Source organism: Paenibacillus glycinis, assembly GCF_009909185.1.
Classification (GTDB): Bacteria; Bacillota; Bacilli; order Paenibacillales; family Paenibacillaceae; genus Paenibacillus_Z; species Paenibacillus_Z glycinis.
Window position 1 is genome coordinate 31,002 of sequence record NZ_JAAAMV010000035.1, and the last position, 23,228, is coordinate 54,229.

Here is a 23,228-nt window from a genome sequence, read left to right on the forward strand (position 1 = left end):
TCCACCCCGAGCTAACGCTCGAGGTGGAGCCCGGCCGGCGAAAACGGCCTGCAGCCGGAGCTTGAATCCATGCGACGGGCTTGATTTCCGGGCGCGATGCGAGGGGCGATACGGCGAACATGCGCGGTCGCCGCGGAGGTCGTGCGATGAATCCCCGGGGAGGTTGCGCGCTAAATCCCCGAGGAGGTTGCGCGCTAAATCCCCGAGGAGGTTGCGCGTTAGTTCCACAGTGGAGTTTGCGTGCTAGTTCCCCGCGTTATCACGCTACGGTTTCGCCAGGAACTCGGCCGTGAAGGCTTTGGTCACGTCCTGCTTCTCCTTCAAGCCCTTGATCTCGATCAGCTGATCCTGCAACCGGTTCCACCTGTCCGCCGTCATGGCGCCGATGCCGTTCGCCTTGGTCTCGTCGGTCAAAATGAATTCCTTCTCGTGCTCCGCTTCGTAATTCATCGCGTCCAAAGTCGCCTCCGGGTTGTATGTCTTGATGAGCGGATTGACGGTCTCGTAGTTGTCCAAATAGTAGCTCCAGCCCTTCTGGCTCGCTTGCACGACGGCCTTGACGACGTCCGGGTGCTTCGCGAGGTAATCCTCCGTCGTGAACAGCACGTCGGCATAGTTGGCATAGCCCGAATCGGCGACTTTCAGCAGGGATACGTCGACCCCTTGGTTGGCGAGCGCATACGGTTCGTTCGTAATGTAACCTTGGTTCAACGATTTCTTATCCTTGATGAAGTTGACCAGCTGGCCCGTGTAGGCCATCGGCTTCGCTTCCGTCAGCTTGAATTTGCTCTTGATGTACTCCCAATACAGCGTGCCCGGCGTCACGTACACGGTCCGGTCCCCGATATCGGCGAAGCTCTCGATCCTGTCGTCCGCATGGTGAATCAGCACCTGGGGCGAGTATTGGAAGCCGGCCAGGATGCCGACGACCGGAATGCCCTGCTGCCTCGCGAGCAGGATGTCGTCCGCGTAGGAGATCCCGAAGTCAGCCTTCCCCGAAGCGACCAGCGTCATGGCCGAGATCTGCGGACCGCCGGGCGTAATCGTCATGTTCACGCCGGCGTCTTGATAATACTTTTGTTGGAGCGCGGCAAAATAACCCCCGTCCTCGCCTTTCGCGTACCAGCCCTCGATCAAGGTGACGTCGGTCGGGTTCGCGCTTGCCGGAGCGTCCGCGGCCGGCTCTTCCGCGGCGACCGAAGCGGTATTGGCCGAATCCGCGGTTGCCGCGTTCGAAGCCGGCTCGCCATTCGAGCCCGAATCGTTCTTCGCGTTCGTGCCGCAGCCCGCGAGCGCGAGCAGAACGAGCAGCATCGCGATTCCTGTTCCTTTTACATGTCTAAACATGGTATCCCTCCCCTGCCGATCCATTTCGGCTTCTCTCTTCTCATGCCGACGTGTTCGGTCTTTATGACCTTATCGTAGAGCCCGGAGGAAGTGTATGTAAATATAGCTGACATAATTTTGGAGAAAAGACGAAGAAGCCTGCTTATTTTTGTGCAGGATAACAATTTCGGACGCGCCAATAGGGATATATATTTCATGAATATCACATGAATATGCCGTCATCTGCCGATGAAAAAGGCTCTCCTTCCTTGAATTCGGGAAGAAGAGCCTTGGTCTTGGCGCTGGCTTAGGCGCCTTCGGGCAGCAGGCGCCAACGAATCAGGCGAGCGGCGAGCGCATCGCCGCCCGGCAGCGCGCGCAGCTCGCGCGCGCTAACGCCGCCGAAGCGCAGCGCGGCGGCGGCGAAGAGCGCTCCGCCGAGGGCGGTGCCCCCGAGCGCGAGCACGGCCGCTGCCGCCCGCGGCGGCAGCGCAAGGCCGAGCAGCGGGGCCACGCCGCGCTCAGCCAGGACGAGCGCCGCGGCCATGACCGCGAGCGCGAGTCCCATGCCCGCGGCGCTGCGCGCGGGCACCGCCGCGCCGGCGGCGCGGCGGACGGCGCCCGAGCCCAGCAGGGCGGCCGCCGTGAGCGCCGCGATGCCGGCGCAGGCGGCGCCGGCCGTGCCGTAGGCCGGCACGAGGGCGGCGTTGAACGCCGCCTTCAACACCGCCGCGCCCAGCATGAGCAGGGCAGGGGTGCGGACCGCCCCCAGCCCTTGAAGCACGGCCGCGGTCAACGCGCTGACGGTGCCCGCAAGCGCCGTGCACCCGACCAGGGCGAATGTACGCGAGCCGGCATCGTTCGCGTACAGCAGCATGTTAATGGGCTCGGCCAGCAGCGCGAGCCCCAGGGCCGCGGCCGCGCCGATGCCCCACGCGGCGCGCAGCACGAGGCTCGCTTGCTGCCGGACGGCCGCCGCGTCCCCGCGGGCGCGCGAACCCGCAAGCGCGGGGACGAGCGCGCCGCCCATCGCGCCGGCCACCATGACGACCAGCTGCACGAGCGGCTGGCCGCGGCCGTACAAGCCGAAGAGCGTCATCGCTTCCACCTGCCCCAAACCGTTGCCCTGCAGCAGCCGGGGGACCGTGAACGCGTCCACGACGTTCAGCACCGGAATCGCCAGCGCCCCGAGCGTTACCGGCACCGCGAGCAGCGCAAGGCGGCGCATCAAGGCCGGCAAGCTCGCCCGTCCCTCGATGCGCCGCTTCCGCGAATACGGCGATCCCGAGGAACGCCGCAGTCCCGGTCGACCGATTCGCTCTCTGGAACCGCGAGGCTCGCTTGAATCTCGGAACTCGCGCAAGACCGGTACCGGGATCGGTTCCCGTCTTCCAGTCCCTTTCTCCGCGCTTGAATACCTTCCGGCCCGCGCTGCATCCGCCGCTCGCGCTTCATCGAACCGCTCTTGCCGCCGCCTATCCCGCAATCCAGGCGCATGTCCCGCGTCTGCCGGACCGCGCTTCTCCCGCAGCCAATACGCGACGATCACCGCCAATCCGGCCAGGCCGCCGATCGCGGAGCCCGCCGTCGCGCCGGCCGCAAGCCGGGCATCGGACCAGCCGAGCTGCCAGCCCGCGAGCAACAGCGCCAGCATGCCGGCCACGCGCACGGTCTGCTCGGACAGCTGCGAGACCGCCGACGGCAGCATTCGCCCAAGTCCCTGGTAATAGCCGCGAAACGCCGCCATGGCCGGGGCGACCCAGAACGCGAGCGCGGATGCCTTGACCGCGTTCGTCGCCGCCTCGTCGCCCAGCCACGAGGCGATTCGGTGCGACCCGGTCCATAGCAGCAGGAAGCCGATCGCCCCGCCCGCGGACAACAGCCACGCGCTCGCCGTCAGCACGCGTCCCGAGCCGTCCCGGTCGCCCGCGGCCTCGCGCTCGGCCACGAGCAGCGATACCGCGACCGGAAAGCCCGCCGTCACCATGACAAGCAGCAGCTGGTACAGCGGGTAGACGGCATTATAGATGCCGAATACGCGATCGCCCGCCAAGTTCTGCAGCGGAATCTTCTGCAGCGTGCCGAGCGTCTTGCTGAGCAGCATCGCGACGCCCATGAGCGCGGCGCCCTGCATGAAGCGCGGGCCTTTTGCGCCGGCCTCGCCGCCGTTCCGAGCCCTTCCGGACCGATGCCCCGATTCCGACGGCAAGCGGCCGGCTTCCTGCCCGGCGCCGAACTCCTCCGGAGGCCGTTCGTTTATTTCAAGCGTTTCGGGATCGTTCGATGACGTCCCGCGACGCCGATTTCGTTCTTGCTTTTGCCTCAAACGTCCGCACCTGCCCGTCTCTTCTCCTGCCCCCATTATACCCCAAACGCGGGCGGCCGGCGCGGCGAAGCAAAAAAGCTCCCCCGAAGGTCGTATCCCTCCAAGGAAGCTTGTCCGGCGCTATTGCTCCATTTGTTTGGCGAGGAACCCGGCAGCGGTCTCCGCCATTTTCGTTTCCATTTGCGACATTTTGACCGCATCGTCCTTGCTCAGCAGCACAACCGTCCCGATCGGATCCCCGCCGGCCACGATCGGTGCCGCCACGAACGAGCTGAACGTCTCGCCGATGTCCTTGACGACCTCGAACGACCCGCCGCCGGACTCCACGACCGTCTTGCGGTTCTCCATGCAGCCCTCCAGCATGGCGCCGATTTGCTTCTCCAAGTAATCCTTCTTCGGCGCGCCCGCGACGGCAATGATGTTGTCGCGGTCCGTGATGAGCGTGATGTGGTTGGTGCTCTCCGAGAGGGACTCCGCGTATTCCTTCGCGAAATCGCCGAGCTCGCCGATCGGGGAATACTTCTTCAGGATGACTTCTCCGTCGCGATCGACGAATATTTCCAGCGGGTCGCCCTCGCGTATTCTCAGCGTACGGCGGATCTCCTTGGGAATGACGACCCGGCCGAGATCATCGATGCGACGGACAATTCCAGTTGCTTTCATGTTCTAGTTGCCCCACTTTCCTTGGAAGGTTTTGAATTCGACTGGACGATTGTGATGCCGGCAATGCTTTATTATTCAAGAGGAGAGAATCCTTGAAAGAGGTGTTTAGCGAACTGACCATAGTATTCATCCCCTCCCATTTTCTTATGCATTCGGCCGACCCGGAAAGCCGTCCTTCGACGGTCGAAAAAACGGCGTCCGCGAACGGCGCCGGAGGCCATAAAAAAACCGCCGCTCATAGGCGAGCGGCGGGATGGCGAAAGAACATCAGGGTGACGACGAAACCGAGCACAGTCCACAAACGCGCTTTCCAGCGACCTGCATTTCCATTACGTTCCATGCGCAACGCTCCTCTTTCGCGGGATGACGAATCAATGCTTCAGCAGCGCCCCGAGCTCGCGCTTGAGCGACAGGAACGCCGGCAGCTCCCGGACCTCCTGCGTCCGCTGCGCGGGCAGCTTCACGTCGAACGCTTTCAGGATCCGGCCGGGGTTCGCGCCCATGACGACGACCCGCCGGGAGAGGAAGATCGCCTCCTCGATATCGTGGGTGATGAAAAGCACGGTCGTTTTCTCCTTCTCCCACACCTCGAGCAGCATCTCCTGCATCTCCAGCTTCGTCTGCGCATCCAGCGCGCCGAACGGCTCATCCATGAGCAGCACCTTCGGGCGGTTAGCCAGCGCCCGCGCGATCGCGACTCGCTGCTTCATGCCGCCGGACAGCTGCTTCGGGTAGGCGTTCGCGAACTGCTCGAGCCGGATGACTTTCAGAAAATGGCTGCTGATCGCCCGGCGTTCCAGCGTGGAGACGCCCTTCAGCTTCGGGCCGTATTCGATGTTCTCGCGCACCGTCAGCCACGGGAACAGCGTATAGCCTTGGAACACCATGCCCCGCTCGGCGCCCGGCCCGACGACCTCATCCCCGTCCAGCCGCACGCTGCCTTCCGTCAGGTCGTCCAAACCGGCCACGATCCGCAAGAGCGTCGACTTTCCGCAGCCGGACGGCCCGACGATCGTCACGAACTCATTGGCGCCGATCGTCAGATCGATGCCGGCGAGCGCCTCGAAGCGGTTCTTCTTGGAGGCGTACACCTTCCCCAAGCCCGCGATGACGATTTCTCCTTGCCGGCCCGCTTCGGCAGGCGCCGATCCGATCGATCCGGCGGCTTTCTCCTCGTATAAAGCTTCCTGTTTCTTGGCAGCTTCCATAACGTTCACGCTCCGTTTGTTCTCCCTTGGCGGGAGTTGCTTGGCGACGACTGCATCCGTCCAAGGCGTTCTACGCCCAAGGGAATAATCTGCGGTTCAGGAAAGCGAAGATCCGATCGCTGATCAGTCCCAGCAGTCCGATGACGATGATGCCGACGAAGATTTGATCCGTGTTCAGGAAGCGCTGCGCCTTCATGATGGCATACCCGAGGCCGCTATTGACCGCGACGAGCTCCGCCACGACGAGATACGTCCACGCCCACCCGAGAATGAGGCGGAGCGTGTTCATCAGCTGCGGTTGGATCGCCGGAATGAGCACCGTCTCGATCGCTTTCCAACGCCCCGCCCCGAGCGTGAACGACGCCTGCAGCAAGTCGGCCGAGACGCGGCGCGTATTGTCGGCCACCATCAGCACGAGCTGGAAGAAGCAGCCGAGGAAGATGAGGAGGATTTTCGCCCACTCACCGATTCCCGCCCACACCATGATGAGCGGAATGAACGCCACGGCCGGCATGTAGCGGATAAACTCCATCGGCGGCTCCACGAAGGCCTCCCCGTACTTGAAGGTGCCGGCGAAGATTCCGAGCGGGATGCCGACGATGCAGGCCAGGATAAACCCGGCCGATACCCGGAACACGCTGATGCCGATGTGATGCCAATATTCGCCGGTGCCGAGCAGCTTGATCATCTCCGTCAGCACCTTATCCGGCGTCGGCAGGAAGACGGGATTCACCGCCTTCGCGTAGCTCAAGACCGACCAGACGATCAGCAGCAGCAGGAAGGAGAAACCGGCCGTGAAAGCAAACGGCCTCCCGCCGATATCCTTGAAGATTTGAAACGTATGGGGTTTCCGGCGTTTGGTCGCGTTCATCGGCGATCACTCCTTGGCGGCTTTTTCTACGAAGCTCGAATCGAACAAGCTATCGAAGTCTTTGATCTCGTCCACCATGTCCAGCTTTTGCAGGAAATCGGCGGTCGTCTTGGCGGTATAGGCGAGCGACGTGTAATCGTCGCGCTTGCCGAACGCGTTCACGTTGTCTTCCGGCGTGAACAGCTTGATGCTGGAGAGGCCGAGCTTGAAGTCTTCCGGCGTCGTCTCGGCTTTCTTCGCCATCAGCGCGATCGCTTCGTCTTGATGGGACTGGAAGTAATTCAGAGCGTCGAACCAGGCATCGACGATCTTCTGAATATCGTCCGGGCGATTCTTCACGACGCTGTCGCGGAAGACGAGCAGATCCGGAATCAAGCCCGGCGTTTCCTTGGAGGAGAAGAGCACCTTGCCCTTGCCTTCCTTCACCGCCGTCGTCTGGAACGGCTCCCACAGCACGGACGCGTCCGTCTTCCCGGAGATGAAAGCAGGACCGGCGTCGTTGACCGTCATGTTCACATAGTTGACATCCTTCTCGCTCATGCCGTTCTTGGCAAGCGCCGTCAGCAGCAGCAGGTGGTCGACCGTTCCGAGCTCCGTCGCCACGGTTTTGCCCTTCAGCTCCTTGATGGAGCCGATGCTCGTCTTGCTGACGATGGCATCGCCGCCGAAGGAGTTGTCGTTGACGAGGACGGCCTTCAAGCCGATGCCTTTGGATGCGGGCGCGAGCGTGTCGCTGAGCGTCTGGCTGTTCGCGTCCACCTTGCCGGTCGAGAGCGCCTGCAGGGAGTCGCTGTAGACGGGAAACCATTTCAGGTCGACCTTCACGCCGTGTTTGTCGAAGAAGCCCTTCTCGTCGACCAAGTACCAGAAAAACCAGCCCGGCCACGGGCTCAGCGCAATCGTAATGGGATCGTCCGAAGAACCGCCCGAGGACGCTTCCTTGGCGCCTCCGCAGCCCGCGAGCACCGTAAGCATGACCAAAAGCATTAGCAGCGTAACCGATCGTTTCATCACTTTCATGTTCTCCCCACTCCCCATCTCTTTGTGCAGGAATCGCCGGCTCGCCGACCCTTTCGCCCGCGCCGCTTCATTCCAGGTAAAAAAGAAAAAGCCTAAGGAGAGATCTCCCAGGCTTTTGTCCTTCCGTGTTATATGGGGCAGCGGACCCCGCGAATACGGGACCTTGCGCCATACGCCGCCTCTTGGACCAGACTGACCGCGAACGGTCACGGAACCCTAGACAGCATGTTGTTCCCAAGTATGATGGCCGGGAACCGCTATAAAATTGTGAGCTAACCTTACATCTACCTGTATTGTAAAAGCACACCCCGCAACGTGTCAATACAAATGTTAGGTTTTATTACATTCGGTTGCGCGGCTAAACCGTTAAATACTGCCGGATGACCTCGTCGTTCAGGTCGGCCAGACCGCCTTCCCACGCCACGGCGCCCTTCTCCAGGATGTAAAAATAATCGCCGACGCTCTTCACGAACTCCAGGCTTTGCTCCGCCAGCAGGATCGACGTCTTGCCGTCCGCCTTGATGGCGCGGATGACGTCGCGGATATCGTCGACGATAGAAGGCTGGATTCCTTCGCAGGGCTCGTCGAGCAGCAGCAAATCCGGCTCGGACGCCAAGGCTCTGGCAAATGCGAGCTGCTGCTGCTGCCCGCCGCTGAGATCGCCGCCCCTGCGGTCGTACATCGCCGGGAGCACGGGGAACTTCGCGATCGCCGCGTCCGGGATCACCCGCGTCTTCGATCCGGACGCTTCGAGTCCGAGCAGCACGTTCTCGAATACGGTGAGCTGGGCGAACACCTCCCGCCCCTGCGGCACGTATCCGATGCCCTTCTTGGCCCGCTGCCCGGGCGCCCGCCTGGTCAGGTCGTCGCCCTTGTACGAGACGGTTCCCTTTCGCGCCTTCAATACGCCCATGATGCTCTTCATCAGCGTCGTCTTGCCGACGCCGTTGCGCCCGAGCAGGCAGACGACCTGCCCCGGCCTCACTTGCAGCGTGACTCCGCGCAGGATCACGCTTTCCCCGTACCCCGCTTCAAGCTGTTGAACGGCTAGCATCGGCATCCCGCCTTTTCCCCAGATAGACTTCCGCTACGCGGTCGTCGCGCTGCACCTCGTCCATCGATCCTTCCTTCAGCAGCTTTCCTTCGTGCATGACCGTGACGAAGCTTGCGAAATTGCGAACGAATTCCATGTCGTGCTCCACGACGACGATGGACTGCTTCTTGCGGATCTCCTGCAGCAGCTCGCCGGTCTTCTCCGTCTCGTTGTCGGTCATCCCCGCCACCGGCTCGTCGAGCAGGAGGATCTCCGGCTCCTGCAGCAGCATCATGCCGATCTCGAGCCACTGCTTCTCGCCGTGCGACAGGCCGCCGGCCCGCCACTGCGCTTTGTCCGCGAGGCCGACCATGTCCAGCTGCGCCGCGATGCGTTCGGCGTCTTCCTTGCGAAGCTTCGCGCGCATGGCGGCGAACACGCCCCGGTTCTGCTTCATCGCGATCTCGAAATTCTCGTACACCGTGAGGGACGCGAAGATCGACGGCGTCTGGAATTTGCGCCCGATCCCGAGCTCCGCGATCTGATGCTCCTTCTTGCGCGTAATGTCGACGCGGCTTCCTCCGAACAGCACCTTGCCGACTGCCGGCTTCGTCTTGCCGCAGATCACGTCCAGCATGGTCGTTTTCCCCGCGCCGTTCGGCCCGATCAGGAACCGCAGCTCCCCCCGCGCCAGCGTCAAATTCATGCCCTGTACCGCCTTGAATCCGTCGAAATCGACGGTCACCTCGTCACACTGCAGGATAACGGACTCCATCTGCTCCTTCATCGGCTGCCTTCCTCCTTCTGAGCCATTTGAATTGGCCGAACAGACCCGCCGCCCCCTTCGGAAGAAAGACGACGACGACGACGAACAACGCGCCCATGAACAAGATCCAGATATTCGGATACGATTCGCTGAAGGTGCTCTTGGCGTAATTGAGCAGGACCGCGCCGATCACGGCGCCCGCCAGCGTGCCGCGGCCGCCGATCGCGACCCACAGCACCATTTCGATCGACGGGACGATGCCCATCATGGACGGCGAAATAATGCCGACGTGCAGCACGAACAGCATGCCCGCAAGGCCGGCGAGGCCAGCCGAGAAGCTGAACGCGACCATCTGATAGATCGCCGGGTTATAGCCTATGAACCGGGCACGGTTCTCGCCATCGCGGATCGCCCGGAGCACTTTGCCGAACCGGCTCTTCACGAGGAACCGGCAGAGCAAGAACGCGCCGATCAGCAGCGCGACCGTCACCCAGTAGAGCCACCGCTTCGTCTCCGGCGAGCCGAGCGAAAAGCCGAACAGCTTGCTGTAGCCCGTGAGTCCGTTGGTGCCGCCGGTGTAGGCTTGCTGCCCGATGAAGAGCGTGGTCGTGATGATGACGAGCGCCTGCGTCAGGATCGTGAAGTACACGCCCCGGATCCGGTTGCGGAACGTAAAGAAACCGAGTATGAGCGCAAGCAGCGCAGGCAGCAGGATCCCCGCCGCGATCGCGAACGGCAGCGATTCGAACGGCTTCCAGAACCACGGCAGCTTCGTCAAGCCGCTCCAGTCCATGAAATCCGGCAGCTTGCCGCCGCTCGCATCCATCTTCAGATACATCGCCATCGCGTAGCCGCCGAGTCCGAAGAATACCCCGTGCCCCAGGCTGAGAATGCCGGTGTAGCCCCATATCAAGTCAAGCCCCAGCGCGACGATGGCATAGGCCAGAAATTTAGCGAGCAGGTTAAGCCGGAAATCGCTCAGCATAAGCGGGGCGCAGAAGAGCAAAGCCGCGGCCGCCGTATAGGCGGCAAGCAGCCACAGCCGCTGCGCCGACAGTTTACGAATGGGCATGATGATGTCCTCCACCTTTCGGGGGCGATTGCGCCCCGGCCGAATCAGTTATCCAGCGAGCGCGAGCGCATCGCCACGAAGCCGCTCGGCTTCCACTGCAGGAAGGCGACGATGCACAGGAACACGAGCACTTTGCCGAGCGAAGCCGTCGTCCAGTATTCGAAGAGCGTATTGGAGAGCCCGATGCCGAGCGCGCCGAACACGGTGCCGACCAGCTTTCCGACGCCGCCGAGCACGACGACCATGAACGCGTCGACGATATAATACGTCCCGATCGTCGGACCGATCGGACCGATCAGCGTCAGCGCGCAGCCCGCGATGCCCGCGATGCCCGAGCCGATCGCGAACGTCGTCGCGTCCACCCTGCGCGTCGAGATGCCGAGGCAGGCGGCCATCTCGCGGTTTTGCATGACCGCTCGCATCCGGCGGCCGGGATGGCTGCGGTAAATGTACAGGTACATGACCAGCAGGCAGACGAGCACGAGCCCGATGATAAACAGCCGCTTATACGGAAACACGTTGTCGCCGACCGTCATGCCGCCGTCCAGCCATGCCGGACTTTTCACCCCCACGTTCGGAGCGCCGAAGATGCTGCGCGCCAGCTGCTGGAGCATCAAGCCGACGCCCCAAGTGGCGAGCAGGCTGTCGAGCGGCCGGCCGTAGAGAAACCGGATCAAACCCATCTCCAGCACCAGGCCGAAGACGAACGCCACCGCGAAGCTGACCGGGATGGCCAGCGCGAAATACCAGCCGAACATCGAGGCGGGCATATAGTCGGCGAACAGGTTTTGCACGACGTAGGCGGTGTACGCCCCGATCATGATCAGCTCGCCGTGCGCCATGTTGATGACCTTCATAAGCCCGAACGTAATGGACAGCCCAAGCGCGATCAGCAGCAAAATCGAGCTGATGCTAAAGCCGTTGAACAGCTGAAGGATGATCACGTCCATAATTTCACTCCTTATGAAGAAATGAATGAGTTACACTAAATAAACGAATGAGTTTCTTCAGGGGAAATGAATGAGTTGCACTAAATAAACGAATGAGTTTCTTCAGGGGAAATGAATGAGTTGCGCTTAATTTACGGAATGAGTTTCTTCAGGGGAAATGAATGACGAAGGGAGCATCCGAAGCACACCGCCGACGAATACTCCCTCCGTTTTATTTGCCTTCGCTCAAGCTTTTCGCCCAGTCGTAGCCCTTCAGGAACGGATCGGGCTTCACCGGCGAACCGGAGTTCCATACTTCCTTGAACTGTCCGTCGGTCTGCACCTCGCCGATCCGAACGGTTTTGTACAAATGCTGCGTTTCGCCGTCGATCTTCACCTTGCCCTCCGGCGCATCCCACTCCAGCTCCTTGGCCGCGTCCTTGACCTTGTCGACTTCCGTGGAGCCGGCCTTCTCGACCGCCGCCGCCCAGAGGTACACCGCGTCGTAGCCCGCTTCGATCGGGTCCGCCGTCACGCGGTCGTCGCCGTATTTCTTCTTGTAGTTCTCGACGAAGGTTTTGTTCGCCGGCGTATCCGTTGTCTCGTAATAGTTCCACGCCGCAAACGTGCCGGCCAGCACGTCCGCGCCGATGCCGCGAATCTCCTCTTCCGCCACCGATACGGACAGCGTCGTCAGATCGCCGGACGAGATCCCGGCATCCTTAAGCTGCTTGAAGAACGCGACGTTGCTGTCGCCGTTCAGCGTGTTGAACACGACGTCCGGCTTCGCCGCTTTGATCTTGGAGATAATCGTCGCATAGTCGGTATGGCCGAGCGGCGTGTACTCTTCCCCGGCCAGCTCGCCGCCTTCCACCTTCAGCTGCTCCTTGATGATTTTGTTCGCCGTGCGCGGGAAGACGTAGTCCGAACCGAGCAGGAAGAACTTCTTGCCTTTGTTCTCCAGCAGCCACGATACCGCCGGTACGATCTGCTGGTTGGTCGTCGCCCCCGTGTACATGATGTTCGGCGATTGCTCGAGCCCCTCGTACTGCACGGGATACCACAGCAAGCCGTTCAGTTCCTCGAAGACCGGCAGCATCGCTTTCCGGCTGGAGGAGGTCCATCCGCCGAACACGGTGGCGACTTTATCCTCGGAGATGAGTTTTCTCGCTTTCTCCGCAAACGTCGGCCAATCGGAGGCGCCATCCTCGACGACCGGCACGATTTTCTTGCCCATGACCCCGCCCTTGGCGTTGATTTCGTCGATGGCCATCATTTCGGAATCCTTGACCGATACTTCGCTGATCGCCATCGTGCCGCTTAACGAATGAAGTATGCCGACTTTGATTTCCCCGCCGCTGTTCTCGCTGCCGGTGCTTCCGCCGTTGTCCGTTTTGGTGCCATCCGCATTTGTCGTCGTTGAAGCCGCGTTATCGTTCTTTCCGCAGCCGGCCAGCACCAAGAGCAGTGCCAGTATTACAAATACCCCGCTTTTCCAAAACGCACCCTTCATTCTCCCACTCCCCATCCGTTTTCTTTTCTCTAATCCGAACGATTTACTGGATATCCCTTCCATCGTTCGTGGACCCATTATAAAATCACGTTAGCTTACATGTCAATAAAGTTTACATAAATGGTATAAATTTCACTTATTGGGACGAGGTTTAGACATTTTCCTTCAAATTCGATGCCGTTCGAACCGATTCCAAAGGAGATCCGTTCAATAACATGACATAATACCTTCCATAGCCTGCATATACATTACACATATATATCATTGTCCTCGATGAAAATGCATGAAAAAAGCCGCTCTCCACTTACGGAGAACGGCTTGCGTTCGAACGCACGGTTCCGAGCTTTGACCGCGCCGGCCTTGCATCCCTAGGAACAGAGAACCACTTCGGCGGACTAATGGAACCATTTTTCTCATTGCTGCTGCCGGGGAGATCCGCCTCAAGCGTGCGATGCCTCCGCCCGTGCGATAGGGTTGAATAATGGCTTCTTAAAGAAATGCAACGCAAACCGGCTTAAAGGACTCCACGTCTTCTCCGGTCGGCCGGAGGCGCCCGGTATCCGAATCCATTCGGAACGCGACGATGTTATCGCTGTCCTGATTGGCCGCCAGCAAGTACTGCCCATCCGGCGAAATCGCAAAATTCCGCGGCGTGCGGCCTCCGCTGGAGACGATATCGATCAGCTCGAGCCCTCCGTCCGGTTGGATGCGATAGGCGGCAATGCTGTCATGCCCCCGGTTGGACGCGTACAGGAATCGGCCGTCTGCCGTGACGTGAATGTCCGCGCAGGTGCTTTCCCCCGCGAACGCTTCCGGCAGCGTGGATATGACTTGCCGCTGCGTCAGCACGGAATCTTCGCCCTCGTAGCCGTATACGCAGACCGTGTTGTCCAGCTCGTTGACCACGTATAGCATGTCGCCTGCCGCATTGAACGCCATATGCCGCGGACCCGCTCCCGGGATCGCCTTCGTGGCGCCATGACGAATCAGCTTTCCGTTCTCGCGGTCGATGCGGTAATGCACGATCTCATCCGTGCCCAGATCGGCGACCAGCGCGAAACGGTTGGCGGCGTCGAAGATGGCGGAATGCGGATGTGGTCCCTCCTGCCTGTCGCCGCGAAGCCCGCTGCCTGCATGCGCGACGTTATCCGACAACCTCAGCGAACCGTCACCCCGCACTTCGTATACGCTTACGGTACCGCCCGTATAATTCGTGACGATAAGCAGCCGTTCCGCGGCATCGAGCGCGATATGGCAGGGCGAGCCGCCCAACGTGGAGGCCTCGTTAATGAGCGCGAGGGCGCCGTTCTCCGCATCGACGGCATACGCGAACACGCTGCCCGGCTCCTCCCCCGTCTCGCTGACGACGTACAGCCGCGTTCCCGCCGCATTGCTTTTCAGAAACGAAGGATGATGCATGCCCGCCAAGCCCGCGCGTTCCGTGATCCTGCCGTCTTCGGCGCTCAGGCGCATCGCCTTGACGCCTTCCTGCTCGCGTGTCGCGTAAGATCCCGTATAAAAGAATTCCTTCCCCATGATTCATGCCTCCTCGTATTCGCGTTTATAAACAACGCGAGCCCAGCCGTTGCGGGCTGGGCTCGTTGCCGGTGAAAGCCGCGTTTACCGCCCGATTGCCGCCGAATGCTTACTTGCCGTCGGTTTTGGTATCGTTCGTGGTCGCATCGTCTTTCTTATCCGTGTTGGTCGTTCCGTTCTTGCCGGTATTCGTGCCCGTTCCGGCGTTCGTGCCCGTCCCGGCGTTCGCGCCGTCGGCCGGCGCGGCCGGTGGTTGCGGCAGGTCGATGTTCGTGATGAGCTTCGGCAGATCCGTCGTCATGAACGCGTTCAATTTCGCCGAGGCCGCTTCCTGCTTGATGCTTTCTTTATCCGCGTCCGTCAGTTTGTCGAACGTCGTCGGCGTGCGCTTCTCGACCTTCATGACATGATAGCCGAACTGCGATTTGACCGGATCGCCGACTTTGCCGATCTCCTGCTTGTTCGCCGCGTCCTTGAATTCCTGCACCCAGCCCTTGGCCTGCTGGTCCGCGTACAGACCGCCGTTGTCCTTGGAGCCGGTGTCGTCGGAGTATTTCTTGGCAAGCGTATTCCAGTCGCCGCCTGCGTCCAGCTGCGCTTTGACGTCTTTGGCGAGCTTCAGCGCGTCTTCGTCCTTGCGCGTCTCCGCGCCCGTGTTCGGGTCGGCCGTCGCGATCAGGATATGGCGAACGCTGATGACGTTATAATCGTCCTTGGTCGTATCGAATTGCTTCTGAACGTCCGCGTCCGTGACCTTGCTTTCCTCGTCCTTCATGATCGTCGTGATCATCGAATAGAAATAACGGATGTCCGCTTCCGTCAGGCCGGCATCGTCGATCTTCTTCTTGGTCGCCGCATCGGAATCGATTTGCTGCTTCACCTGCGTGTAGAAGGCGTCGAGGTTCTTCTGCTCTTCATCGGTCAGCTTCTTGTCCGCGAGGGGCTTGTACAATATTTTATAGCCGATGTACTCGCGCAGGAACTGCTCCTGAAGCTGCGGGATGCTCAGGTACATCTCCGTTTGCGGCTGCACGATGCCGAAGAACGTGGAGTATTTCTTGAACTCCCCCTCCGTGACGGTGCCGTCCTTGTACGTGGCGATCGTTTTGCCGGTGCCCGTGCCCGGAGTGGAGGATTCCTCCCCCTTCTTCGAGCCGCAGCCCGCTGCAAGCACAACGACCAGTACGGCGACAAGCGCAAGCAGGATCGTTCTTCTTGCCTGTTTAGTGCGTAACATCCTGTAGTTCCCCTTTCGAGTGAATGGTGTCTTTATACTGCGTCAAAAACCGTTCCAGCAGCTCGAGCTTCTGCTCCACGGACAACCCTTTGCCGCGCAGCTGCACGAGCGGATTAGCCTCTTGCCCCGTCGATCGCGCGAATCGGTTCTCCAGCTGCAGGCAGAGACGGTCCACTTTCTTCGCGTCGAACCGTTTCTTCTCTTGCTCCGCGAACTTCATGGTGATGTCCTCGCCCTTGCCGCCGATCTGTTCGATGCCGCAAATCGCGCCGAACACTTTGAGCCGCGCGACGGAAAGCAGGTTATCCACCGACTGCGGCAGGTCGCCGAAGCGGTCCACGAGCTCGTCGCGCAGATCGTCGCTTTCCTCGAACGTGCGGACGGCCGCGACTTTCTTATAGATCTCTATCTTCTGTATGCTATCGTAAATATAAGAAGAGGGCAAGTAGGCATCGATGCTCATATCGATGGACGTACTCACTTCCTTGACGATTTCCTCGACCTCGCCGCCCATTTCCGCCTTCCGTTTGGCGATTTCGTCGGCCAGCATCTGCGAATACAAATCGAAGCCGACCGACGCGATGAAGCCGTGCTGCTCCGCCCCGAGCAGATTGCCGGCGCCGCGGATGGATAGATCCCGCATCGCGATCTTGAAGCCGGAGCCGAGCTCCGTGAACTCCTTGATCGACTGCAGCCGCTTCTCGGCGACCTCCGTCAGCACTTTGTCCCGCTGATACGTGAAATACGCGTACGCGATCCGGTTGGAGCGCCCGACGCGGCCCCGCAGCTGGTACAGCTGGGAGAGGCCCATTTTATCCGCGTCGTGCACGATCAGCGTGTTGACGTTCGGAATATCGACGCCCGTCTCGATAATGCTGGTGCTGACCAGAACGTCGGACTCGCCGTCGAGGAAATCGAGAATCGTCTTCTCGAGCTCCTGCTCGGACATCTGCCCGTGACCGACCGCCACCTTCGCATCCGGCACGAGGGCGTTGATCTGTTCCGCCATCTGGTAGATCCCCTGCACGCGGTTGAACAGGTAGTAGACCTGGCCGCCGCGCGCAAGCTCCCGTTCGATCGATTCGCGGACGAGCGACGGACTGTACTCCACCACGTAGGTCTGCACCGGGAACCGGTTTTCCGGCGGCGTCTCGATCACGGACAAGTCGCGCACGCCGAGCATGGACATGTGCAGCGTCCGCGGAATCGGGGTCGCCGTCAGTGTCAGCACGTCGACGTTCGTCTTCAGCCGCTTCAGCTTCTCCTTGTGGGACACGCCGAAACGCTGCTCCTCGTCGACGATCAGCAGTCCGAGATCTTTGAAGATGACATCCTGCGACAGCAGGCGATGCGTGCCGATCACGACGTCGACCGTGCCCGCCTTCAAGCCTTTCATCGTCGCCGACTGGTCCTTCTTCGACCGGAAACGGCTCAGCACCTGCACGTTGAACGGGAACCCCGCGAAGCGCTCGCGGAACGTCTCGTAATGCTGCTGCGCCAGGATCGTCGTCGGCACCAGAATCGCCACCTGCTTGCCTTCGATCGCGGCCTTGAACGCGGCGCGCACCGCGACCTCGGTCTTGCCGTAGCCGACGTCGCCGCAGAGCAGCCGGTCCATCGGGCGCGGCGTCTGCATATCCTTCTTGATCTCGGCGATCGCCCGCAATTGGTCGACCGTCTCGTCATAAGGGAACATCGCTTCGAATTCCTGCTGATACGAGGTATCCTGACCGAATCCGAAGCCGGTCGTCGCCTGCCGCTCGGCATACAGCTTGATCAGCTCGTCCGCAATATCCTTGACCGACGACTGCGCCTTGCTCTTGACGCGCGTCCACTCGCTGCCGCCGAGCTTATAGACCTTCGGTTCCTTCTCTTCGTTGCCGACGTATTTCTGGATCAGGTCGATCTGCTCGATCGGCACGGACAGCTTGTCGCCGCCGGCGTACATGATATGCATGTAGTCCTTATGGATGCCGGCGATCTCGAGCGTGCCGATGCCCATGTATTTGCCGATGCCGTGGTTCTGATGCACGACGTAATCGCCGACCTTCAGCTCCGTATAGCTCTTGATCCGTTCGGCATTATCCATCTTCTTGTCGAGGCGGCGCGCCTTGCGCTGCTTCTGCGAGAACATCTCGCCCTCGGTGATGACGATGAGATGCACCGACGGCAATTCGAATCCGCTCTGCAGGTTGCCTTCGATCAACGTCGGCGGCTCGATGCCGTAATCATGGAGCACCCGCCGCATGCGGTCCATCCGCTCCGCGCTGCCGGCCAGCATCATGACGGTCGCGCCCGCTTTGCGCCAGCGCTCCATCTCCGCCTTCAGCACGTTCATTTGGCCATGGAAGTTCTGCATCGCGCGGCTGACGACGTTGAGGATATTTTGCGGCTGCGTATGCGGTATTTGCCGCAGGAACAGCGAGAGGAACAGCGTCGGGAACGGGCGATGGAACAATACGTCGTCCGAAGGGCGCGCGAGGGCAAGCGCCGGCAGCGATTTGCCGTTGGTCAAGAGATGCGTCGACCATTCCACCTCGTCCCGCTCCAACTGGCGGCCGGTCTCGATCAGGCGGGTCGGCTCGTCGTAGATGAGCAGCGTGTCGGACGGCACGTAGTCGAACAAGGTTTGACGCTCGGGATAGAGCAGGGATATATATTTATAGATTTCGGGAAAATAGTGATGCTCCCGCAGCTTCTCGATCTCGGCGCCGATCTCGGCGCGCAGCCGGTCCTTGGCCGTGCGGTCGGTCATCTTCTGCAGCTGCTGCTCCAGCAATTCCGACGCATGCTGCGCCGCGTTCTCGAAGCGGCGTTTGTCCGCCGTCAGCTCTTGGCAGGGCGGCACGCTGTAGGCGTCCAGCTTCTCGATGGAGCGCTGGTCGGAGGAATCGAACGTGCGGATGGAGTCGATCTCGTCATCGAACCATTCCACCCGGTACGGATGCGGCGACGTCAGCGGGAAGAAGTCGACGATACCGCCCCTGACGCTCATCTCCCCTTTGCCCTCTACCTTATCCACGCGTTCGTAACCGAGTTCTACCATCTGCCGTAAAAACGCTTCCAAAGCTAGCGTCTCGCCGACCTTGAGCCCAATTCGCGCGTTCGCCATGACGCTGTTCAGCGGCAGGAACCGCCGGACGCCGGAAAAGGGCACGACAACGATCCCGCGAAACCCCTGCGACAGCCGGATAAGCACATCCATCCGCTGGGCCAGCGTTTCCGGGCTCGAGATCGCCGCTTCGGCAGCGACAAGTTCATTGGCGGGATAAAGCAGTACCTCGTCGGGCGACAAGCACTCCACCAGATCCTCCGCGACCTTCTGGGCCGCGAACATATTGTGGGTCACGACTAGGATCGGACGGTCGAATTCCCGCTTCAGGGCGGCGATCATCACCTGGCGCGACGAGCCGGCCAGCCCCGATATGAGCTGCTCCCGCATTCCTTTCTTGATTCCGGATACGATCGATCCAAAGTCCGTATCCGCGGCATAAGCTTCCAGTAATGCTTTCAACGTTAGCGGCACCTCGTTTCTTTCCAAACCACTTGCGTGTTTCCGAGTCGTTACAAAAAAGAAGCCTCAGCCGTTCGCCAAGGCTCTTCTATTGCTTTACCGCGGCTACTGCAGCGGATTCGCCACCAGCAGCAGCTCGGGATTGCTCTCTATCGCTTCGCGACAATAATCGCAGACTACGTTGACCGTAACGTCTCCGTTCGGATTATACGCTATTATATCGCTGCGTTCTTCGGGGGTCAAGAAATGGAAACCGAGCTGCGTTTCCGAGATCTGGGCGTTGTTGATGGAGCCCATCGGCGTTTTGCAATGCCGGCAAATATAATGCACAGCCATATTTATGCCTCCTGAGTGGTCGTTATACCCTGGTCGCGAACTTTCTCTGACTCGTGAGCTTCTCTCAATTGTTCAGTTGTTGTACCTCCAAATTCGCTGTTCAGGTGTGCCTCTTACCCTCAGTATGCCCGCGGCGGCTGAAATTTAACGGTTATATTTGGCCATCGTCCGCTCGAATGTGTTCGTCAGGGCGAACTCGGCCGCGTCGCAGCTCTCTTCCACCATCGTCTTCAACAGCTCGCCCTCGCTCTTCGGGAAGTTCGAGAGCACGTAATCCGAGATGCTCATGCCGGGCTTCGGGCGGGAGATGCCGACGCGGATCCGGTTGAACGACTGGGTGCCGGTATGCTGAATGATCGACTTGATGCCGTTATGCCCGCCCGCGCTGCCTTGATAACGGAGCCGGATGCGGCCCGTCTCGGTATCCATGTCGTCATAGACGATGATGGCGTCCTCCAGGTCGGCCTTAAAATAATCCATGAACCCGCGCACCGTCTCGCCAGACAAGTTCATGTACGTCATCGGCTTGATCAGCGCCACTTTCACGCCTCCGACGTTGCCTTCGCCGATCAATCCTTTGCATTTGCTTTGCGTCACCGATATGCCCCACCGTTTGGCGAGCAAATCCACGACCATGAACCCCACGTTATGCCTTGTCCCTTGATAAGCGGTTCCGGGGTTGCCGAGACCTACGATCCATTTCATGCTGCTGTCGTCAACTCCTGTAATCGAAATTTCTTTTTTGCCCCTGCAACGAATCTTCATTCCAAATTGTCATATGTATAGAGGCGGCGGACTGCCGAACTTCGTACGCAAAGGGGCGTTTTAATCGATGTATTTGAACGGTCAACTGATTTTCGACGATAGCCATTTCCAGGATCATCACGAATGCGGCGTGCCCGTGCAGGTATATTGGGGCAAAGTGCATCATGATATCGGGTTCGTCGAACAATTCAGTCCATCGTACATCAAGATGAATAATATTTTCTACAGCCGCAAGCAATTTACCTTCGTGTCGAGGCCCGGCTACTGAAAAAAAAGCAAAGGGGCTGCAAAAGCAGCCCCGATTTCTTCGTTATTCCGATGTATGCACTTCCATCTTCGCTTCATGCGACCGCTCCGCGGCTGCTTCCGCCTCCTCGGCAGCCTCTTCCGCCTCGTCCGCCGTGAGATCTTTCTGCGGCGCCAGAATCGTCACGACGACCTGTTCGGCATCCAGCCGGGTCGTAACGCCCGAAGGCAGCTTCAGATCCCCGACAAGCAAGTTCTCGCCGATGCCGAGCGCCGAGACGTCGACTTCGATCGACTCCGGAATCCGGTCCGGCAGACATTGAATCTCCAGCTCGTGCAGCATCGCCTGCAAGATACCGCCCTCGCGCACGCCGGCGGAATCGCCGACCATATCCAGGCGAACCGCGGTCTTGACCGCTTCGTTCATGTTCACTTGATGAAAATCGACATGGAGCACGGTCCGCGACAACGGCTCGCGCTGAACCTCCGTCAGCATGACGGGCTGCTTGCCCGCCCCCGGAATATCAAGCTCCAGCAAAGCATGCGGATGGGAGCGCAGCAGCGCCGACAGCTCCTTCTCGTTCACCGCGACGTTCAGCGGCTTGCTTAGCTTCGCACCATATACAACGCCAGGAATACTGCCCCTCAGCCTCATTTTCCGAATGTCGCCCTGCGTACCGATCGTCCGTTCTTGCGCTTGAAATGGGATTGCCATCGTGGAAACCTCCTTGTACGAATCGATTTCCATATATTCATACCCATTCCGGCACGGAATTAAACGAAACCGGCGCAGCCGCGTTGCGTCCATCGGCCATGAAGAGACGGTTCGAATGCGAATAGGAGACGATTACAGTGGTTGTCCGCCAGCATGAATAAAGGCTCCGAAGGCTCTGGAAAACCGCCCTCGAAGCCCATGGCAATTCGAATCGGAATGAACACGGTTAGCACGTGGGCATGTGCTCCCACAATCACGCCGCCGCATCCTGGCGCGCGTCGCTTACGGCGTCATAACGAGCCCAGGAGAGGCGCGTCGCGATCAATCAGTCCTTCGATTTGGCCTCTTTCTTCGCCTTCGCCCGCCCGCGCAGCTTGTCGGCGTAGCCCGGCTTGTTGTCCTGACGCACGCGCGCGATCGCCATATCGTTGGCCGGTACGTCGAGCGTGATCGTGGAACCGGCCACCACGTAGGCGCCGTCTCCGATCTTGACCGGCGCGATCAGGTTCACGTTGCTGCCGACGAACGCGTTGTCGCCGATCTCCGTCAGCGACTTGTTATAACCGTCGTAATTGACGGTAATCGCGCCGCAGCCGATATTTACGTCTTTGCCGACCTTGGCGTCGCCGATGTAGCTTAGATGGGACACTTTCGTGCCTTCGCCAAGCTCGGCGTTTTTGATCTCGACGAAATCGCCGATTTTGACGCCGGCACCGAGCTTGGCGCCAGGACGAAGATACGCATACGGGCCGACGGAGCACTCGTCGCCGATGACGGCTTCCGCCGAGACCGAATGCTTCACCGTGACGCCGTTGCCGATGGCGGTGTCCGTGATGTCCGCATTCGGACCGATGACGCAGTCTTCGCCGATGACGGTAGCTCCGCGTAGCACCGTTCCGGGATAGATCACGGTATCGGAGCCGATGACAACGTCCGCTTCAATATAAGTCGCGGCAGGATCGATGATCGTGACGCCGCCGAGCTGATGCTTGCGCACGTTGCGCGCGCGCATGAGCGCTTCCGCTTCGCCAAGGCCGACCCGGTCGTTGACGCCGACGCCCTCCGCATAATCGGGCGTGCAGTAAGCGCCGACGTTTTCTCCGGCGTTCTTCAGAATCTCCATGACGTCCGTCAGGTAATATTCGCCCTGCGCGTTATGGTTCGTGACTTTGGCGAGCGCCTGGAAGAGCTTCTTATTATCGAAGGCGTACATGCCCGTGTTGATTTCGCTGATCAACGCCTGCTCCGGCGTGCAATCCTTCTGCTCCACGATCCGAAGCACGTTGCCGGCCTCGTCGCGTATGATCCGCCCGAGCCCTTGCGGGTTCGGCACCACGGCCGTCAGCACGGTTGCCGCGGAACCGGCCTCCGCATGATATTTCAGCAGCGACGCGATCGTCTCCGACGTCACGAGCGGCGTATCGCCGTACAGGATGACCGTCGTGCCTTCCTCTCCGCCAAGCAGCGGCTCCGCCTGCTGCACCGCATGGCCGGTTCCGAGCTGCTGCTCCTGCAGCGCGAACTCGACTCCTTCGCCGAGGTAGGAGCGGACCGTCTCCGCGCCATGGCCGACGACGACGACCGTGCGCTCGCAATCGGCGTCCTTCACCGTCTGGAGCACATGCGCCACCATGGGCTTGCCGCACACCGGATGCAATACCTTATATAGTTTGGATTTCATGCGTTTCCCTTGACCAGCCGCAAGGATAATGGCCATTACTTTCACGTAAGTCCCTCCACCCAGGAGTCCGCTGAGACTCTTATAAATGCTTTACTGAATATATCGTATCCCGCGGCAAAAGAAAAGAGAGCCGGGACGGCTCTCTTCCTCTCAACCCCAATATTCCCAATTTAAGCGCCTTCTTCAATAACTTCCTCTTCCGTGGCCGCACGCTCGTACTCGGCGAGTACGGCAGCTTGGATCTTCTCCCGTGTCGTCGAAGAGATCGGATGTGCGATATCCCGAAACTCTCCATCCGGCGTACGCTTGCTTGGCATTGCCACGAACATCCCATTGTTGCCGTCTATCACGCGAATATCGTGAACGACAAACTCATTGTCAATGGTAATGGAGGCGATAGCCTTCATGCGACCTTCGGAATTTACTCGGCGGAGTCTAACATCGGTAATTTGCATCTGTGTTCACCACCTT

At 60.1% G+C, this 23,228-nt stretch carries 20 protein-coding genes and 1 riboswitch; of the genes, 1 reads left to right on the forward strand and 19 read right to left on the reverse strand.

Translation table 11 applies throughout. From position 1 onward, the window contains the following. Positions 1–264: 264 nt before the first annotated feature. The 16 genes from GT019_RS29800 to pth all read right to left on the reverse strand — a co-directional run bounded on the left by GT019_RS29800 (position 265) and on the right by pth (position 20,055). Positions 265–1,347 carry an ABC transporter substrate-binding protein gene (locus GT019_RS29800; protein ID WP_235949596.1) on the reverse strand — a complete coding sequence of 361 codons (1,083 nt, stop codon included), beginning with the start codon at positions 1,345–1,347 and terminating at the stop codon, positions 265–267. Positions 1,348–1,633: 286 nt separating this feature from the next. Then, positions 1,634–3,535 (reverse strand): putative polysaccharide biosynthesis protein, encoded by a 1,902-nt coding sequence (locus tag GT019_RS29805; protein WP_161747097.1) that lies wholly within the window; start codon positions 3,533–3,535, stop codon positions 1,634–1,636. A gap of 237 nt (positions 3,536–3,772) precedes the next feature. Then, positions 3,773–4,315, reverse strand: coding sequence for a stage V sporulation protein T (gene spoVT / locus GT019_RS29810; protein WP_161747098.1), 543 nt, complete (start codon positions 4,313–4,315; stop codon positions 3,773–3,775). 371 nt (positions 4,316–4,686) lie between these two features. After that, positions 4,687–5,523 carry an ABC transporter ATP-binding protein gene (locus GT019_RS29815; RefSeq protein WP_161747136.1) on the reverse strand — a complete coding sequence of 279 codons (837 nt, stop codon included), beginning with the start codon at positions 5,521–5,523 and terminating at the stop codon, positions 4,687–4,689. Positions 5,524–5,593: 70 nt separating this feature from the next. Beyond that, entirely contained in the window at positions 5,594–6,394 is an 801-nt protein-coding gene (locus tag GT019_RS29820) for an ABC transporter permease (RefSeq protein WP_161747099.1), read from the reverse strand. Positions 6,395–6,400: 6 nt separating this feature from the next. Continuing rightward, entirely contained in the window at positions 6,401–7,414 is a 1,014-nt protein-coding gene (locus GT019_RS29825) for an ABC transporter substrate-binding protein (protein WP_161747100.1), read from the reverse strand. 102 nt (positions 7,415–7,516) lie between these two features. Continuing rightward, positions 7,517–7,645, reverse strand: a riboswitch (guanidine-I (ykkC/yxkD leader). Between the two features lie 127 nt (positions 7,646–7,772). After that, positions 7,773–8,468, reverse strand: a complete 696-nt coding sequence (gene urtE, locus GT019_RS29830; protein ID WP_161747101.1) for an urea ABC transporter ATP-binding subunit UrtE — start codon at positions 8,466–8,468, stop codon at positions 7,773–7,775. Continuing rightward, on the reverse strand, positions 8,446–9,234 hold the full coding sequence (urtD, locus tag GT019_RS29835) for an urea ABC transporter ATP-binding protein UrtD (protein ID WP_235949597.1): 789 nt from the start codon (positions 9,232–9,234) through the stop codon (positions 8,446–8,448). Before urtD ends, urtE begins: the two co-directional genes overlap by 23 nt. Beyond that, the gene (gene urtC / locus GT019_RS29840; protein WP_161747102.1) at positions 9,197–10,285 is read right to left on the reverse strand and encodes an urea ABC transporter permease subunit UrtC; all 1,089 of its coding nucleotides are present in this window, start codon (positions 10,283–10,285) and stop codon (positions 9,197–9,199) included. The genes urtD and urtC overlap by 38 nt, the downstream gene beginning before the upstream one ends. A 44-nt stretch (positions 10,286–10,329) precedes the next feature. Next, a complete protein-coding gene (gene urtB / locus GT019_RS29845) occupies positions 10,330–11,235 on the reverse strand; it encodes an urea ABC transporter permease subunit UrtB (RefSeq protein ID WP_161747103.1) in 906 nt (301 codons plus the stop codon). A gap of 211 nt (positions 11,236–11,446) precedes the next feature. Then, on the reverse strand, positions 11,447–12,727 hold the full coding sequence (gene urtA / locus GT019_RS29850; protein WP_201755647.1) for an urea ABC transporter substrate-binding protein: 1,281 nt from the start codon (positions 12,725–12,727) through the stop codon (positions 11,447–11,449). 489 nt (positions 12,728–13,216) lie between these two features. Next, positions 13,217–14,263: a lactonase family protein gene (locus GT019_RS29855; RefSeq protein ID WP_161747105.1), complete on the reverse strand. Its 1,047-nt coding sequence runs from the start codon at positions 14,261–14,263 to the stop codon at positions 13,217–13,219. Positions 14,264–14,372: 109 nt separating this feature from the next. Then, a complete protein-coding gene (locus tag GT019_RS29860) occupies positions 14,373–15,500 on the reverse strand; it encodes a peptidylprolyl isomerase (protein WP_161747106.1) in 1,128 nt (375 codons plus the stop codon). After that, entirely contained in the window at positions 15,487–19,014 is a 3,528-nt protein-coding gene (mfd, locus tag GT019_RS29865; RefSeq protein WP_161747107.1) for a transcription-repair coupling factor, read from the reverse strand. Before mfd ends, GT019_RS29860 begins: the two co-directional genes overlap by 14 nt. A gap of 105 nt (positions 19,015–19,119) precedes the next feature. After that, on the reverse strand, positions 19,120–19,350 hold the full coding sequence (locus GT019_RS29870) for an anti-sigma-F factor Fin family protein (protein WP_161747108.1): 231 nt from the start codon (positions 19,348–19,350) through the stop codon (positions 19,120–19,122). A 144-nt stretch (positions 19,351–19,494) separates the two neighbouring features. Beyond that, complete coding sequence (gene pth, locus GT019_RS29875; protein WP_161747109.1) at positions 19,495–20,055, reverse strand: aminoacyl-tRNA hydrolase; 561 nt, start codon at positions 20,053–20,055, stop codon at positions 19,495–19,497. Positions 20,056–20,182: 127 nt separating this feature from the next. On the opposite strand from pth, the gene GT019_RS29880 reads away from it, so the two are divergent. Further along, on the forward strand, positions 20,183–20,383 hold the full coding sequence (locus GT019_RS29880; protein WP_161747110.1) for a hypothetical protein: 201 nt from the start codon (positions 20,183–20,185) through the stop codon (positions 20,381–20,383). Positions 20,384–20,425: 42 nt separating this feature from the next. On the opposite strand, the gene GT019_RS29885 is transcribed toward GT019_RS29880, so the two are convergent. The 3 genes from GT019_RS29885 to spoVG form a co-directional block, all read right to left on the reverse strand. After that, complete coding sequence (locus tag GT019_RS29885) at positions 20,426–21,076, reverse strand: 50S ribosomal protein L25 (RefSeq protein WP_161747111.1); 651 nt, start codon at positions 21,074–21,076, stop codon at positions 20,426–20,428. A 325-nt stretch (positions 21,077–21,401) separates the two neighbouring features. Further along, positions 21,402–22,802, reverse strand: a complete 1,401-nt coding sequence (gene glmU, locus GT019_RS29890; protein WP_161747112.1) for a bifunctional UDP-N-acetylglucosamine diphosphorylase/glucosamine-1-phosphate N-acetyltransferase GlmU — start codon at positions 22,800–22,802, stop codon at positions 21,402–21,404. Between the two features lie 125 nt (positions 22,803–22,927). Beyond that, positions 22,928–23,212 (reverse strand): septation regulator SpoVG, encoded by a 285-nt coding sequence (gene spoVG / locus GT019_RS29895; protein WP_018759486.1) that lies wholly within the window; start codon positions 23,210–23,212, stop codon positions 22,928–22,930. Positions 23,213–23,228: the final 16 nt, after the last annotated feature.

What these genes read in the sequence shown, in the direction of transcription:
- GT019_RS29800 (WP_235949596.1), bottom strand. Translation starts at nt 1,347, where the DNA reads ATGTTTAGACATGTAAAAGGAACAGGAATCGCGATGCTGCTCGTTCTG.
- spoVT (WP_161747098.1), bottom strand. Translation starts at nt 4,315, where the DNA reads ATGAAAGCAACTGGAATTGTCCGTCGCATCGATGATCTCGGCCGGGTC.
- GT019_RS29815 (WP_161747136.1), bottom strand. Translation starts at nt 5,523, where the DNA reads ATGGAAGCTGCCAAGAAACAGGAAGCTTTATACGAGGAGAAAGCCGCC.
- GT019_RS29820 (WP_161747099.1), bottom strand. Translation starts at nt 6,394, where the DNA reads ATGAACGCGACCAAACGCCGGAAACCCCATACGTTTCAAATCTTCAAG.
- GT019_RS29825 (WP_161747100.1), bottom strand. Translation starts at nt 7,414, where the DNA reads ATGAAAGTGATGAAACGATCGGTTACGCTGCTAATGCTTTTGGTCATG.
- urtE (WP_161747101.1), bottom strand. Translation starts at nt 8,468, where the DNA reads ATGCTAGCCGTTCAACAGCTTGAAGCGGGGTACGGGGAAAGCGTGATC.
- urtD (WP_235949597.1), bottom strand. Translation starts at nt 9,234, where the DNA reads ATGAAGGAGCAGATGGAGTCCGTTATCCTGCAGTGTGACGAGGTGACC.
- urtC (WP_161747102.1), bottom strand. Translation starts at nt 10,285, where the DNA reads ATGCCCATTCGTAAACTGTCGGCGCAGCGGCTGTGGCTGCTTGCCGCC.
- urtB (WP_161747103.1), bottom strand. Translation starts at nt 11,235, where the DNA reads ATGGACGTGATCATCCTTCAGCTGTTCAACGGCTTTAGCATCAGCTCG.
- urtA (WP_201755647.1), bottom strand. Translation starts at nt 12,727, where the DNA reads ATGAAGGGTGCGTTTTGGAAAAGCGGGGTATTTGTAATACTGGCACTG.
- GT019_RS29855 (WP_161747105.1), bottom strand. Translation starts at nt 14,263, where the DNA reads ATGGGGAAGGAATTCTTTTATACGGGATCTTACGCGACACGCGAGCAG.
- GT019_RS29860 (WP_161747106.1), bottom strand. Translation starts at nt 15,500, where the DNA reads ATGTTACGCACTAAACAGGCAAGAAGAACGATCCTGCTTGCGCTTGTC.
- GT019_RS29870 (WP_161747108.1), bottom strand. Translation starts at nt 19,350, where the DNA reads ATGGCTGTGCATTATATTTGCCGGCATTGCAAAACGCCGATGGGCTCC.
- pth (WP_161747109.1), bottom strand. Translation starts at nt 20,055, where the DNA reads ATGAAATGGATCGTAGGTCTCGGCAACCCCGGAACCGCTTATCAAGGG.
- GT019_RS29880 (WP_161747110.1), top strand. Translation starts at nt 20,183, where the DNA reads ATGTATTTGAACGGTCAACTGATTTTCGACGATAGCCATTTCCAGGAT.
- GT019_RS29885 (WP_161747111.1), bottom strand. Translation starts at nt 21,076, where the DNA reads ATGGCAATCCCATTTCAAGCGCAAGAACGGACGATCGGTACGCAGGGC.
- spoVG (WP_018759486.1), bottom strand. Translation starts at nt 23,212, where the DNA reads ATGCAAATTACCGATGTTAGACTCCGCCGAGTAAATTCCGAAGGTCGC.